At 43.3% G+C, this 14,094-nt stretch carries 14 protein-coding genes; 4 read left to right on the plus strand and 10 right to left on the minus strand.

The genetic code is table 11. The annotated features are described in order from the left end of the window. Positions 1-9 precede the first annotated feature (9 nt). The gene (gene tsaE, locus KDW99_RS12085) at positions 10-480 is read right to left on the minus strand and encodes a tRNA (adenosine(37)-N6)-threonylcarbamoyltransferase complex ATPase subunit type 1 TsaE (RefSeq protein WP_255825027.1); all 471 of its coding nucleotides are present in this window, start codon (positions 478-480) and stop codon (positions 10-12) included. Between the two features lie 161 nt (positions 481-641). On the opposite strand from tsaE, the gene KDW99_RS12090 reads away from it, so the two are divergent. Next, positions 642-1,394: a sulfite exporter TauE/SafE family protein gene (locus tag KDW99_RS12090; RefSeq protein ID WP_255825028.1), complete on the plus strand. Its 753-nt coding sequence runs from the start codon at positions 642-644 to the stop codon at positions 1,392-1,394. Positions 1,395-1,473: 79 nt separating this feature from the next. Here the strand turns inward: KDW99_RS12090 and orn are convergent, their stop codons facing one another. After that, on the minus strand, positions 1,474-2,031 hold the full coding sequence (gene orn / locus KDW99_RS12095) for an oligoribonuclease (protein WP_255825029.1): 558 nt from the start codon (positions 2,029-2,031) through the stop codon (positions 1,474-1,476). A gap of 74 nt (positions 2,032-2,105) precedes the next feature. On the opposite strand from orn, the gene rsgA reads away from it, so the two are divergent. Then, the gene (gene rsgA / locus KDW99_RS12100; protein ID WP_255825030.1) at positions 2,106-3,140 is read left to right on the plus strand and encodes a small ribosomal subunit biogenesis GTPase RsgA; all 1,035 of its coding nucleotides are present in this window, start codon (positions 2,106-2,108) and stop codon (positions 3,138-3,140) included. On the opposite strand, the gene KDW99_RS12105 is transcribed toward rsgA, so the two are convergent. Beyond that, entirely contained in the window at positions 3,137-4,045 is a 909-nt protein-coding gene (locus tag KDW99_RS12105) for a flagellar motor protein MotB (protein WP_255825032.1), read from the minus strand. The genes rsgA and KDW99_RS12105 overlap by 4 nt on opposite strands. A gap of 36 nt (positions 4,046-4,081) precedes the next feature. Further along, positions 4,082-4,936: a flagellar motor stator protein MotA gene (gene motA / locus KDW99_RS12110; RefSeq protein ID WP_255825033.1), complete on the minus strand. Its 855-nt coding sequence runs from the start codon at positions 4,934-4,936 to the stop codon at positions 4,082-4,084. 118 nt (positions 4,937-5,054) lie between these two features. Here motA and KDW99_RS12115 point away from each other — a divergent pair, with 118 nt between their 5' ends. Next, positions 5,055-6,527 carry an HDOD domain-containing protein gene (locus KDW99_RS12115; protein ID WP_255825035.1) on the plus strand — a complete coding sequence of 491 codons (1,473 nt, stop codon included), beginning with the start codon at positions 5,055-5,057 and terminating at the stop codon, positions 6,525-6,527. Positions 6,528-6,552: 25 nt separating this feature from the next. Further along, entirely contained in the window at positions 6,553-7,413 is an 861-nt protein-coding gene (asd, locus tag KDW99_RS12120; RefSeq protein ID WP_255825038.1) for an archaetidylserine decarboxylase, read from the plus strand. Positions 7,414-7,489: 76 nt separating this feature from the next. Here asd and KDW99_RS12125 read toward each other — a convergent pair whose 3' ends face one another. From KDW99_RS12125 to queA, 6 genes are all read right to left on the minus strand, one after another. After that, complete coding sequence (locus tag KDW99_RS12125) at positions 7,490-8,485, minus strand: serine hydrolase domain-containing protein (RefSeq protein ID WP_255825040.1); 996 nt, start codon at positions 8,483-8,485, stop codon at positions 7,490-7,492. A gap of 136 nt (positions 8,486-8,621) precedes the next feature. Continuing rightward, a complete protein-coding gene (gene secF, locus KDW99_RS12130) occupies positions 8,622-9,536 on the minus strand; it encodes a protein translocase subunit SecF (protein ID WP_255825042.1) in 915 nt (304 codons plus the stop codon). Between the two features lie 9 nt (positions 9,537-9,545). Then, positions 9,546-11,396 (minus strand): protein translocase subunit SecD, encoded by a 1,851-nt coding sequence (gene secD, locus KDW99_RS12135; RefSeq protein ID WP_255825044.1) that lies wholly within the window; start codon positions 11,394-11,396, stop codon positions 9,546-9,548. Between the two features lie 78 nt (positions 11,397-11,474). Beyond that, positions 11,475-11,801: a preprotein translocase subunit YajC gene (yajC, locus tag KDW99_RS12140; RefSeq protein ID WP_072840549.1), complete on the minus strand. Its 327-nt coding sequence runs from the start codon at positions 11,799-11,801 to the stop codon at positions 11,475-11,477. Positions 11,802-11,873: 72 nt separating this feature from the next. Further along, positions 11,874-12,992 (minus strand): tRNA guanosine(34) transglycosylase Tgt, encoded by a 1,119-nt coding sequence (tgt, locus tag KDW99_RS12145; RefSeq protein WP_205116925.1) that lies wholly within the window; start codon positions 12,990-12,992, stop codon positions 11,874-11,876. Positions 12,993-13,024: 32 nt separating this feature from the next. Then, positions 13,025-14,086 carry a tRNA preQ1(34) S-adenosylmethionine ribosyltransferase-isomerase QueA gene (queA, locus tag KDW99_RS12150; RefSeq protein WP_255825047.1) on the minus strand — a complete coding sequence of 354 codons (1,062 nt, stop codon included), beginning with the start codon at positions 14,084-14,086 and terminating at the stop codon, positions 13,025-13,027. Positions 14,087-14,094: the final 8 nt, after the last annotated feature.

The raw sequence follows: 14,094 nt of genomic DNA on the forward strand, positions 1-14,094 counted from the left end.
TTCTATACATCAAGAAGTTATCGTTCCTTTCAAGACGCTTAACGCCTCACCACCCTTATCTGTGTTCGCCTCTACACACACATGGCGCCCTTGACGAATTAAACTCAGCGAGACAACTAAATCCGCCTCTGGCAAAATCCCTCGCCCCATTTCTGCCCACTCAATCAAACACAAACTACCATCATTAAAATAGTCGCGAATCCCCATAAACTCTAGCTCTTCAGCATCCGCAACTCGATATAAATCAAAATGAAACGCCTCAAAGCCAGACATTTCATAAGGCTCAACAATCGTATAGGTAGGACTTTTCACTGGCCCTTGATATCCCAAACCACGCAAAACACCTCTCACCAGCGTGGTTTTACCCATACCTAGATCACCTTCCAAATACACCACCGCACCAGACTTCAGCACCGATGAAAAAACCTCACCCAGCTTTTCCATCGCCTCCTCACCATAAACATCTTTTTCTATTCGCATTACCAATCAACCCTTTTACTACTCAATCTTGAGAAAACACCAAGTGCACGATCATTTTATTTCCGACAATTCTAATACAGAAGCCTTTTGAAACAAGCATCAATCACTCATAATAAACCAACCTACTACCCACAAAAACAAACACCCAATAAAGGATGCACATGGATTGGCTTTTTCTTTCAATCATTGCCGTTGCCGTTTTTATCACTGGCGTATCAAAAGGCGGCTTTTCTGGCGCATTTGGCATTCTCGCGGTTCCGCTGATTTCACTACAAACCTCCCCAACACTTGCAGCCGCCATAATGCTTCCAATTCTCTGCATAATGGACATATTTACCGTGCAAAAATTCTGGAAGAAATGGAACACAGAACAACTTATAAAATGCATACCCGCTGCGATTATTGGCGTCATCATCGGCGGACTCACAGCATCATGGTTTTCAGCAGAATGGCTAAAAATAATGGTTGGGATTATTGCGGTAGGCTTTACATTAAATTCATGGCCCAAGAAAAACCAAACCAATCAACAAAAGCCGCTTAGTACGATTGCTGGAAGGCTCTGGTGCACGCTTGGCGGCTTCACAAGCTTTATCGCCCACGCTGGCGGACCACCAATGAGTGTCTATTTGCTAAGGGCAAACCTAGACAAAACTCAATACGTGGCCACTGCTGCCGTTATTTTTACCGCGGTCAACTACGTAAAACTCATCCCATACGGGATGCTGGGCCAGCTAAATAGTTCCAACGTACTTTTGTCGCTGTGCTTTACGCCAGTCGCTTTCTTGGGGGTCCAACTCGGCGCATGGCTACACTACAAACTGTCCACGGCGCTGTTTTTCAAAATCATGTACAGTTTTCTCTTCCTAACAGGATTAAAGCTAATATGGGACGGAGTATCAGGACTCGCGAGCTAAAAAGAGAACCTTAATAAAGAAACTAGCGAGCAACAAACGAAATGCAGCCCGCCAATTCACACAAACAAGAACCGACTAATTAAGCCTTATCTTCCAAACCAAACATAGTTTTACGGTAATGCTTCAACTCACCAATAGATTCTAGAATATCGTCCATCGCCAAATGGGAACCAGATTTAGAAAAGCCATCAAGCGCCTCTGGCTTCCAACGTTTAGCCAGCTCTTTAACCGTACTAACGTCCAAATAACGGTAATGAAAAAAGGCTTCCAACTTAGGCATGTAGCGATACAAAAAACGACGATCCTGCCCAACACTGTTACCACAAATAGGCGACTTTCCAGCCGGAACATACTGAGCTAAAAACTTAACAGTCTCTTCTTCTGCTTGTGCCATACTAATAGTCGAAGACAACACTCTAGCCGTTAACCCAGAGTCACCATGATGCTGTGTACACCATTCATCCATCGCATCCATTACTGCTTTTTCTTGATGGACAGCAAGGCTTGGACCTTTCGCCAATACATTCAAATGCTTATCCGTAACCACAGTAGCAATTTCAATAATGGTATCGGTTTCTGGGTCCAATCCTGTCATTTCAAGATCGATCCACACTAAATTCTCTTCATTTAAGCTCATAATCTTCCAAGTCCTTTATTATCAATGCTAGGCATTATACTCTATGCGCCTTACTTTATGACCAGACGAATCTAATGTCGAAGCGAAAACTTACTAAACAACAAACTTGGCGAATCGAAAGAATTCACAAAGAGCGCGTAGAACGCACTCAAAAGCGAGGTGATGCCGCCGAAGAACTCCTTCAGTCATCCGATCTCGGACCTGAAACTGAAGGCATTATTATCTCCCACTTCGGTACGCAAGTAGAAGTTGAAGGCACTCAAGAACCTTTTATTGGCATCTCCACGCGCTGTAATTTGCGCGCCAACCTAGGTCAACTTGTGACTGGCGACAAAGTTGTCTGGCGCCCAAAACAAAATGAAGGTGGTGTTGTTGTTGCCACAACACCAAGACACACCTCCCTGTCTCGTCCAGACATGCACGGCAGAATAAAGCCAGTTGCCGCCAACATCGACCATATAATCGTCGTCATTGCCGCCGAGCCAGTTGCGCATGCCAACCTAATAGATCGCTATTTAGTGGCTGCAGAGACCGTTGGCATACCACCCGTTATTTTGCTAAACAAATGCGATTTAATCGACGACAGCAATAAAGCAGACTTGGATCAGCTACTAAAAACCTATGAAGATCTGAATTACAAAATCATCAGAACCTCCATCAAAAACCAAGCTGGTATGGAATCGCTTTATGATTTCTTGCAGGATAAAACAAGTGTTTTTGTGGGACAATCAGGCGTAGGCAAATCTTCTCTCATTGGCACCTTGCTTCCTGATATTGACATTAGCGTGGGTGAACTTTCACAGAAACGCAAAAAGGGTGTACACACCACCACTACCGCTCGATTATTCCATATGCCGAAAGGCGGTGATCTCATCGACTCCCCTGGGATTCGAGAGTTTGGCTTATGGCATATTTCGGAAGACGAATTACTAAACGGCTTTATCGAATTTCGACCACATATTGGCTATTGTCGATTCCGCGATTGCGCCCATGAAAAAGAACCAGGATGCGCAATCTTAGAAGCTCTAGAAAAAGGTGAAATCACGGAGCACCGCTTCCAAAGCTTCCTAAGAATCAAACACTCAATACGAGAAAACCAAGCCTTCTAAAAAACCGTTTGAGGCGTTATTTTCAAATCAGATTGCTGACCAGGATTACCAAAATTACTACGATTCTGGTCCAGCAATTTCTTATAAGCATCATCGGTTAACAATGTAATACTAATGCGCCTATTCTCTGCGCTATCCGTATCAAATCGATTGTAAGGAATGGTATCAGACAGACCAATCACCTGAGCAATACGTCTATCCTCAACACCACCCTCTTCCAAGATATGGCGCGCCGCATTTGCTCGCAAAGTCGACAAATCCCAATTATCAATCCGACCCGAAGCACCAAATTTAGATGAATCAGTATGGCCCGTAATAACAATAGGGTTAGTCACTTTATTAAATATCGGCGACATACTCAGCAAAGTATTTTCAATATCCGGCATCATCCGAGCACTTCCGCGCTCAAACATAGGCTTATCTGGATCATCTAATAACGTAATACGTACACCCAGCGGCGTAATTTCAATGCGCATATTTTTTTGCTGCGAAAGCAAAACGTTCATCTTACTCATTTCTTCCTGCAGCATATTGCTAATACTCTTAGATTCAGCAGAATCCGGACCATTACCTTGAAGCTTATCTCTGGATTGAATATCAGCACTACCAGCTTCAGGTAACTGCAAATCTAATTTTTTTTCTGTACTTTTCGCTGGACTTCCACCCAAATCGATAGGATTAGCGCTATAACCTGCTGTAGAAGGCCCCATTGGGTCCTGAAAGTATCCTTCAATACTTTTCAACTCCTCTGGAGAAGCCACACTCATAATCCATAAAACCAAGAAAAACGCCATCATAGCTAAAGCAAAATCAGCAAGTGCTATCTTCCAAGCCCCACCATGATGACCGCCTTTTTTGATTTTCTTAACTCGGCGAATTACTAACCCATTAGAACCTAGGGCCATCCAACACTCTCCTTAACTTGGTACGATGCACCCATACTAACGATACTGCTTAAGACCATCTGACAATTCAATAAAACTCGGACGCATTTCTGGTGGCAACAACTTCCGCCCCGTTTCAACGGCAACAGGTGGCGCATAGCCAGACACAATAGAATTCAAGCATGCCTTAACACATAAGTACGCTTTCAACTCGTGAGTACCCAAACTTTCCAGATGAGAAGCGGCAGGCCCAACAAAACCATAACCGAAAAAGATACCTAAAAATGTCCCAACCAAAGCCGCCGCAACGTGCGCACCAATCTCTTCTAGTGGCCCACCAATAGACCCCATAGTAATAACAATGCCCAATACCGCTGCAACAATACCAAAACCTGGCAAGCCTTCGGCCACTCGCGTTAGCGCATGACTTGGCGCAACTAATTCTTCCTGTATCTGCTCAATCTCATTATCCATAATGGCTTCTATTTCATAAGCTGGCAGACCTGTTAATGTAAATATTCGATAATTATCAGTCAGAAAGTTCACCACCTCATGATCACGCACCACATCCGGAAAGCGACTAAACAACTCACTGGTAAAAGGCGATTCAATATCCTCTTCAATAGACAAAAAACCATCTTGGCGACTTTTCTGAAACAAGCTGTACATCAAACCTAACAATTGCAAATAAAATTTTTTATTGTGTCGACTGCCAGTAATAACCTGAGGCAACATAGTCAGCACTTTTTTCTGTATCACAAATGGGTTTGCTACCATAAAAGCCCCTAGAGCCGCACCACAAATAATGAGTACCTCAAAAGGTTGCCACAGGGCTAACATATTCCCATGAGATGCCAAATAGCCAGACACAACACTAACAATTACAACTAGCAAGCCAGCTAATGCAAACATATTCACTTCCTTAATACCGACAAAGTATGCTCTCATATCAATATACAGTATGATTAATGAGATCTAAAATATAAGAGCCTTTATAAATTCAACAACCGAGCCACTAATGTAACCAGCTATGAAAGACAAGTCACCTTCTGGCCTAAATGAATGGCTACATTTTCTGAAAAATAAAAAATTTCCTGTTAGAGCAGTCAATTTATCGCGTCTAAAGACTCAAATAAAAAGAACAGAAGACACTCTTGATGGCATGCAAGCAAATATAGCCTCCGACCCATTATTGGCTTTTGCTATTCTCAACGAAGCCAATCGCATCATGCCGAATAAAAACAGTGAAATAAAAACACCTTTTCACGCTGCCGCCATGGTTGGTATGAATGGCATCGCAAGACTGTTTTCCCACTTTGCTGCCTATGAAACCAAAGACAGACACAAACAACCTCATTTAATGGCATTTTTAAGAGAACTTCAGACCAGCTACGAAGCTGCCACTATCGCCAGACACTGGTCAATTGAAAAACTGACCAACAACGAAGATGATATTTTCTGGATAACCTTGTTTCGAGATGCCGCAAGATGGCTATTATGGTTCTACGCTTATCCAACCATGTTAGAAATCAACCAAAAAATCCAACAAGGCGAAAAATCCAGCCAAGCTGAATTAAATATTTTAGGCTGTCGCATAGATGAACTAACGGTTCATTTATGCACCTATTGGAATACGCCAAACAAAGTCATCGAATCTTTTTTGACCAAACACATACCAAATAAAAAAGAGCTACAAGAACTGGCTCATCTAGCACACCACCCCGATGAACTACCGGGCTTCACCGAAGACAAAAGATTAACCATCTTAGTAAACAACCCACTTATTTTCTCGTATTGCGCCAACAAGGTCGCTCATGAAGCAAATTTAATGCGATGGGACTCCAAAAACCTGCCATTTTTCTACCGCGTAGTTGCGACAGTCATGCATCGTCGACTTGGCGAAATCATTCAAACTGCCCATTTCGCAAGCACTGAAGCCGCCAAGCTCTACAACACCGGAGGAAAAATTCCATTAGCACAACAATTGCTTGACCCCGATCTGTATACAGGGAATTCAAAACCTAAAGTATCTTTGACGCCTATTGCGGCACTCAAAAAAGCGCTCAGCCAAAACAAAGAATATGACGCAAAGCATAAAACAGGACTTGCCCTAAAAACCATCAAGCAAGCCATACCAAACACACAACACAGCATTATTTTTAAACATGCGAACGACAAAATATCTCCCATGTTTCAATTTGGCTATAACATAGACGTCATTAAATCGATCCAATGGAGCGCCCCATCAAGCGTATTTAAAAAGTTATCTAACAAACGCTCAGCCATTCACATATACGGGCAAAAACTTGATAATCTACTGAAAGATTTTCCGCACACGTCGGACCAAATAATTGACACCAACAGCCACCTTATTTTGGCATCCACAAAAATATCAGAAAAAGAAACGGCTATATTTTGGCTAGAAACTCGTACCGAATTTAATGAAACAGATTACAAGAACCTAAAACAGATCGTGTCTTTAATCAGCCACAGCACACTATAAATTCACTTATATCAGGACAATCAACGTGACTAAAGATCAACTTTTTGCCTTTGCACAACATATCACCCCGCAGAAAACATTATCTAGAGCTATCGGAAAAATAGCGGAATGCGAAAATAAATGGGTAAAAAACACCTTTATCAGTCAATTCGTCAAAAAATACCAAGTAGATATGTCTGAAGCAATCAACAGCGATGAATTGTCATACCGCAACTTTAACGATTTTTTCACCCGCGCCATTCGCCCAGAACTACGCCCTATTTGCAATGAAGAAAACGGTATTGCCTGCCCTGCTGATGGAGCAGTCAGCCAGCTTGGCAAAATAGAACATGGCACATTGTTCCAAGCGAAAGGACATCACTACAGCCTCACAACACTATTGGGCGGCGATGCTTCTTTATCTAATCAATTCCTTGGCGGCTCTTTCGCTACTGTGTATTTATCCCCTAAAGACTACCACCGTGTCCATATGCCATTAACAGGCAAGCTCACCAAGATGATCCACATCCCTGGCAAGCTCTTTTCAGTAAACAAAGTAACCGCTGAGCAAATTCCCAACGTATTCGCTCGTAACGAGCGCACCGTTTGCCTATTCGATACAGAAGCCGGTCCGATGGCAGTCATTTTGGTTGGCGCTATGATCGTAGCTAGCATAGAAACGGTATGGGCAGGGCAAGTGACACCATTCAACAAAAATGTTGTCACTTGGGACTACAAAGAGCTCAATAACATTGAGATTAAGAAAGGTGAAGAAATGGGACGATTTAAACTCGGATCAACCGCCATCGTTCTTTTTGGCAAAGATGCGGTAAATTGGGAAGAATCTCTACAAGCAGAAACCCCAACCAAAATGGGCATGCATTTCGGCAAAATCACCAACATGTAATTATCACCAGAAAATCATACCAAAAAAAGCCTGCCCATCATCGCAGGCTTTTTACTACTACAAACCAATACTCAAACTACATAACTGACTGAATGGCAGGGATAATATCTTGACCGACCATTTCATGAAGTGAGTCACGATAGCCAGTCTTTCCAGAAGGCAAAAACTCATCCGATGTGATTGCTACAGTTAAATCCAGCTCCGGAAAAACATAAATCATTTGCCCGCCATAACCCCAACCATAGTAACCCTGCACACCTTCAAAATTTTGAATAAACCATCCATACCCATACAGCCCTCGATGAAAACGAGATTGTGTTTTTGGCTCCCAACTTTCGGCTATCCATTTTTCAGAAAGTAAACGACGACCTTTTGCAGTCACCCCTCCACGTCGATACAATTCACCAAAAGCCAATAGCGACGCTGGTGTCATGCCCACTTGATTTCCACCCATTGGAATACCTTGCGGATCGATCTCCCAACTCTGAATTCGAATACCACTTCCTTGTAACCACTTATTCGCCAACTGATAAGTATTCTCTCCTGTCTGGTACATGATGATCGCAGACAAAAGATGCGTATTGCCGGTTGAATACTGCATATCACCACCGACATCATCAACAAAAGGTCGCGACAAAACAGCTTGAACCCAATTATCACTTGCCACCCAACGACCATAATAACGCCCAGAGGTTCGCTCCAAGCCCGCCTGCATAGAAAGCAAATGCCCAATCGTAATATCACTTAAACGAGGATCAGGATTAGCTGGCAGTTGATCCGACAGCAGAGACGCAACAGACTGATCAACCCCATCAACTACACCACGTTCAATAGCAATACCAACAATAGCTGACATGAGAGACTTCGAAGCCGACTTAATATTGGTAACAGCATTAATATCCGCCTTGTTATAAGCCTTTGACCATACAAGCTCCCCCTTATAAGCGATCTGAATCGTCTTGATATTAGAAAAGCTCTGCGCTGTTTTATCCATTGCACTTAAATCCAAGGCATTAGCATTTACCTGAACACTAGCCAACAAAAGTAATGAGCTAAGCAATAAAAAATACATATTCAGCGATTCACCTCGACTTTAAGTAAGAGAAAAACATAACAGACACAAAGAGCACTAACGAACAAAATCTAGCTAGCGCATAAAAAAAGCCTGCACGAAGCAGGCTTTTAATAACGAGAAGAGAAAAATCTACTTAAGGTAAATCGTCTTCCAACTCTTCTTTCGGCACAGGAATCAAATCTTCGCGTGTTACATTCATCGCCAGCAATAAATTTGCCGCAACAAAAATAGAAGAATAAGTACCAATTATAATACCTACTAACAATGCCATAGAGAAGTTATGAATGGCTTCGCCACCTGCAACGAACAAGACAACCAACACAAACAAGGTCGTTAAAGACGTAATCAAAGTACGACCAAGCGTCTGATTAATCGACTCATTAACCAGATCATATGGCGTTGTGTCACGCATAATACGGAAGTTTTCACGAATCCGATCACACACCACTATCGTATCGTTGAGTGAGTAACCAACCACAGCAAGCAATGCTGCCAACACAGTCAGATCAAACTCTACCTCAAATATGGAAAAGAAGCCTAACGTGATAATGACGTCGTGAACCAAAGCTACAACAGACGCAACAGAGAATTTGAACTGGAAGCGCACTGCGACGTAAATCATCACAATTGCCAAGGCAAGCAACATACCTAAGCCACCTTGCTCTCGCAACTCCTCACCCACTTGCGCACCAACAAACTCAGAGCGCTGAAGGGACACATCTGTCTCACCATGATTCTGAAGCGTCGCTAGCACTTCATCGCCAAGGGTTGCTGTGTAGGCATTAGCCATACGAACCACAACATCTGTCGGCGAACCAAAGTTTTGCACAACAATATCTTCATAGCCGTTTTCACCCAACAAAGTACGCACATCATCTAGATTAGGCGCTTCTTCATAAGCCACCTCAATCAATGTACCGCCGGTAAAATCCAACCCGAACTGCAAACCCTTTGTCGCCAAAGAAACAAGAGAGATGAGTATCAGCACAAGTGAAAAGACAGCTACGATTTTACGCATTGCCATAAACGGAATATTTGTCACTTTCATGGCGCTCTCCTAAATGTACAATTTCTTATTTTTACGACCACCATACACAAGATTAACTTGTGCACGAGTTACAACAATTGCCGTAAACATAGAAGTAAGAATACCCAGTGACAATGTCACCGCAAAACCTTTAACAGGACCCGTACCGACCGCAAACAGAATCACAGCGACTAGCAAAGTAGTAATGTTAGCGTCGAAAATAGTTGTAAAGGCGCGATTAAAGCCAGAATGGATAGCTTGCTGATTCGGCACCCCACTGGCCAATTCCTCTTTTATTCGCGAGAAAATCAGCACGTTGGCGTCCACCGCCATCCCCATCGTCAATACGATACCTGCAATACCTGGCAGCGTAAGCGTTGCCCCCAGAATAGACATACAAGCCATCAACAGTATGATATTCAAGCCCAGCGATATGTTGGCAAAAATACCAAATACCTTGTAGTAAACCAGCATGAATAACATAACAACCAACAAACCAATTTGCGCCGAATTAACACCTAACTTGATGTTTTCCGCCCCCAAACTTGGTCCAATTGTACGCTCTTCCACAAAGTAAATTGGCGCAGCCAAAGCACCAGCACGAAGCAACAGAGCCAACTCAGAAGATTCACGAGGACTATCCAACCCTGTAATACGGAATGAATTCCCTAGTGTCGTTTGAATAGTCGCTAAAGAAATAATGCCTTTTTCACTGTAACTTCTGCGCACTTCTTCCATTTTGCCGTCTTTTTCAACAAAACGACTGCGGGACTTATGCTCAATGAAAACAACCGCCATGTTACGGCCTACAGCAGAACGAGTAACTTTACTCATTTGCTTGCCGCCTTTGGAATCCAAACTAATGTTTACCTGTGGGCGTCCATTTTCATCGAAAGAAGAGCTCGCATCAGAAACACTGTCACCCGTAATAATAAGGTCACGCTCTAAACGCGCTGTACGACCACTACCATCACGGAAAGACAAGGTTTCAATATCCGCACCCTTATCATCCAGACCCGCTTCCAAATGGAACTCAAGGTTGGCCGTAGCACCGATAATACGTTTAGCCGCTGCAGTATCCTGTACACCTGGTAATTCCACAACGATACGATTGCTACCTTGACGCTGCACCAAAGGCTCAGCAACACCCAGTTCATTTACACGATTTCGCAATGTTGTTAAGTTTTGCTGTAGCGCATAAGACTCGATTTCTTTCTTAGCAGGCTCTGTAAAACTCACATCCAAAAAGAAATCACTTCCATCCTGACGCGTAGCGTAACGGTATTCAGAAAAATCTTTCTCCAACAAAGTTTCAGCAGAAGCCAAATCTGATTGCTGTAAAAAGCGAATAGAAAGCACACCGTCTTCAATATCTACACTGCGGTAGCGAACACGATCTTTTCGCAACGCCGCTTTCATTTCACTTGAACTAACCTCAAGCTTTTGCTTTAGCGCTGCTGGCGTATCCACTTCCAACAAGAAGTGCACACCACCACGTAAATCAAGGCCCAACTTAGCAGGACCTGCCCCCAACGAAGACAACCAGTCTGGCGTCGTAGGAACAAGGTTAAGTGCGGTTACATAATCATCACCCAGTGCTGCCGCCACAACTGGCTTAGCAGCAAGTTGGTCCTCACCGCTATTAAAGCGCAAGGTACCGCCAGCAGAGGTAAGCTCTGCTTGTTTTAAATCTATATTCGCTTTTGAGAGCGCATTTTTCGCTTTTTGCAAAGCTTGCTCATCAACAACAGCCGTTGCTTTTTGGGTAGATAGTTGTAGCGCTGGATCATCCGGATAAAGGTTTGGGAAGGCATACAGTAGCCCCAAAGCCAAAACAAGAAGAATTAGCAAATACTTCCACAAGGGATACTTGTTAAGCATGAAAATTCCTTTACACCTAAAAAATTAAATGGATCGATAAAGAAGAAAAGCGCCTGGGTAGGCGCTTTTCATAGAAGGTTAAATTGACTTTAACGTTCCCTTAGGCAAAACAGCAGCAACTGAAGATTTTTGAAATTTCATTTCAATGCCTTCAGACACTTCAAGTACTACATAGTTATCGTCTACTTTAGACACTTTACCTAGTACACCACCGCCAGTTACTACCTCAGTACCTTTTGCTAGAGATGCAATCAAGTTTTTATGCTCTTTTGCACGTTTCGCTTGTGGGCGCCACATAAGGAAGTAAAAAATGACAACGAAACCAGCAAGAAGTACTAGATTAAAAATACCCGTATCTGCTGCTGCGCCGCCTTCAGCGTAAGCTGGTGAGATCAATGCGATCATGGTGTTAACTCTCCAATGGTTTATGAAACTGTTGCAAACTCTTTTGTAAAGAAATTCGCATGATTTTGTTTATTATTCACTCAAAGCTGGCGTTTCTAAGCCTCGCTTTGCATAAAACTCATCAACAAAGGCGTCAAATCTACCTTCATCGAGCGCTAGACGCAATCCCGCCATGAGTGTTTGGTAATATCGTAGGTTATGAATCGTATTCAATTGCGCCCCTACCATTTCTTGACACTTATCTAAGTGATGTAAATAAGACCGAGAAAAGTTTTTACAAGTGTAACAATCACATTCTTTGTCTAACGGGCCAACATCATGACGATATTGAGCGTTACGAATACGAACCACACCATCTGATGTAAACAAATGACCGTTTCGAGCATTACGTGTTGGCATCACACAATCAAACATGTCGACACCGCGACGCACACCTTCCACCAAATCTTCTGGCTTGCCTACGCCCATCAAATAGCGCGGCTTATCGGCAGGCATTTTTGGTGTCGTGTGATCCAATACCTTCATCATTTCGTCTTTTGGCTCACCCACTGACAAGCCACCAATTGCGTAGCCATCAAAACCAATATCTACCAAGCCTTCTAACGATTCGTCTCGAAGGTTTTCATACATACTGCCTTGGATAATACCAAACAACGCTGAAGGGCTATCACCGTGCTCGTCTTTTGAACGCTTAGCCCAACGTAAACTCATACGCATAGACTTCGCTGCCACTTCTGGCGTTGCCGGATACGGTGTACACTCGTCGAAAATCATCACAATATCCGAACCAAGATCACGCTGAACTTGCATGGATATTTCAGGGCTCAAGAAGACTTTCGAGCCATTAATTGGTGAGCGAAAGCTAACACCTTCCTCGGTGATTTTGCGCATTTCCCCAAGAGAAAACACCTGAAAACCACCAGAGTCAGTCAAAATTGGCTTCTTCCATTGAGTAAAGTCATGCAAATCGCCATGCGCCTTCACAACATCCGTTCCCGGACGTAACCAAAGATGGAAGGTATTACCCAAAATAATATCAGCACCAATTTCTTCGATATCTTTGGTTAGCATGCCCTTCACTGTACCGTAAGTACCAACAGGCATAAAAGCAGGTGTTTCAACCTTCCCACGTGGGAACGTCAAGGTAGCGCGGCGCGCTTTTCCTGACGTAGTGTGAAGTTCAAAATCCATAAAACATTCTGGACGCTTATCAGACATACGTCTTATTCCTCACCTTGCGGGCCTTTAGCCTGCGCATTTCGTGTAATAAACATGGCATCACCATAACTAAAAAATCGATATTTCTGTTCTACTGCTTTTTTATAGGCGGCCATAACATGATCATAACCCGCAAAAGCACTAATCAGCATAATCAACGTGGACTCTGGCAAATGAAAATTCGTCACCAAAGCATCCACGGTTTTAAATTCATAACCTGGGTAAATAAAAATACTGGTGTCATCCTGCATCGGCGCTATCTCACCACTTTGGCTTGCCGATTCAAGACTGCGAACACTTGTCGTACCTACCGCAATAACTCGACCACCTCGCGCCTTGGTCGCTTTTACTTGCTCAACAACACTAGGCTCAACCTCTACGTATTCAGCGTGCATAATGTGGTCTTTTACATTTTCAACCTTCATAGGCTGAAACGTTCCTGCACCAACGTGCAAGGTAACAAATGCCGTTTCTACGCCTTTTGCTTTTAGCTTTTCCAATAACGCATCATCAAAATGCAAACCCGCAGTCGGCGCCGCAACAGCACCGGGCTTTTGATTATAAACGGTTTGATAACGCTCTTGATCACTGTCTTCATCAGGACGTTCAATATAAGGCGGCAGCGGCATATGCCCCGCACGTGTTAACACATCCAAAACGGGCTCATTAAAAGCAAGGTGAAATAAAGCACCGGAACGACCAATCATAGTCGCTTCTATTTGCTCACCCTTATCTTGCCCTAAAATCAGCTTACTGTTTTCTTTTGGCGATTTACTCGCACGCACATGAGCCAGCGCTTCATTCGTATTAATGACTCGCTCAACCAGTATTTCAACTTTTCCGCCAGACTCCTTTTGCCCGAAGACGCGCGCAGGAATGACTCGAGTATTATTGAACACCATCAAATCTCCAGGTTGAACCAAGTCCAACACATCAGGAAATTGACGATGTACAACCTCACCACTGGGGCCATCAAGATGCAGCAAGCGACTGGCGGTTCTATCTGGCATGGGGTAATTAGCGATCAATGAATCGGGTAAATCAAAGTGATAATCGGAAACGAGCATGAAAAGAA

This window comes from Marinomonas rhizomae (assembly GCF_024397855.1).
Lineage (GTDB): Bacteria > Pseudomonadota > Gammaproteobacteria > Pseudomonadales > Marinomonadaceae > Marinomonas > Marinomonas rhizomae_A.

What these genes read in the sequence shown, in the direction of transcription:
- KDW99_RS12115 (WP_255825035.1), top strand. Translation starts at nt 5,055, where the DNA reads ATGAAAGACAAGTCACCTTCTGGCCTAAATGAATGGCTACATTTTCTG.
- KDW99_RS12125 (WP_255825040.1), bottom strand. Translation starts at nt 8,485, where the DNA reads ATGTATTTTTTATTGCTTAGCTCATTACTTTTGTTGGCTAGTGTTCAG.
- KDW99_RS12105 (WP_255825032.1), bottom strand. Translation starts at nt 4,045, where the DNA reads ATGGCCCTAGGTTCTAATGGGTTAGTAATTCGCCGAGTTAAGAAAATC.
- tsaE (WP_255825027.1), bottom strand. Translation starts at nt 480, where the DNA reads ATGCGAATAGAAAAAGATGTTTATGGTGAGGAGGCGATGGAAAAGCTG.
- secF (WP_255825042.1), bottom strand. Translation starts at nt 9,536, where the DNA reads ATGAAAGTGACAAATATTCCGTTTATGGCAATGCGTAAAATCGTAGCT.
- rsgA (WP_255825030.1), top strand. Translation starts at nt 2,106, where the DNA reads ATGTCGAAGCGAAAACTTACTAAACAACAAACTTGGCGAATCGAAAGA.
- queA (WP_255825047.1), bottom strand. Translation starts at nt 14,086, where the DNA reads ATGCTCGTTTCCGATTATCACTTTGATTTACCCGATTCATTGATCGCT.
- secD (WP_255825044.1), bottom strand. Translation starts at nt 11,396, where the DNA reads ATGCTTAACAAGTATCCCTTGTGGAAGTATTTGCTAATTCTTCTTGTT.
- KDW99_RS12090 (WP_255825028.1), top strand. Translation starts at nt 642, where the DNA reads ATGGATTGGCTTTTTCTTTCAATCATTGCCGTTGCCGTTTTTATCACT.
- orn (WP_255825029.1), bottom strand. Translation starts at nt 2,031, where the DNA reads ATGAGCTTAAATGAAGAGAATTTAGTGTGGATCGATCTTGAAATGACA.
- motA (WP_255825033.1), bottom strand. Translation starts at nt 4,936, where the DNA reads ATGTTTGCATTAGCTGGCTTGCTAGTTGTAATTGTTAGTGTTGTGTCT.
- tgt (WP_205116925.1), bottom strand. Translation starts at nt 12,992, where the DNA reads ATGGATTTTGAACTTCACACTACGTCAGGAAAAGCGCGCCGCGCTACC.
- yajC (WP_072840549.1), bottom strand. Translation starts at nt 11,801, where the DNA reads ATGATCGCATTGATCTCACCAGCTTACGCTGAAGGCGGCGCAGCAGCA.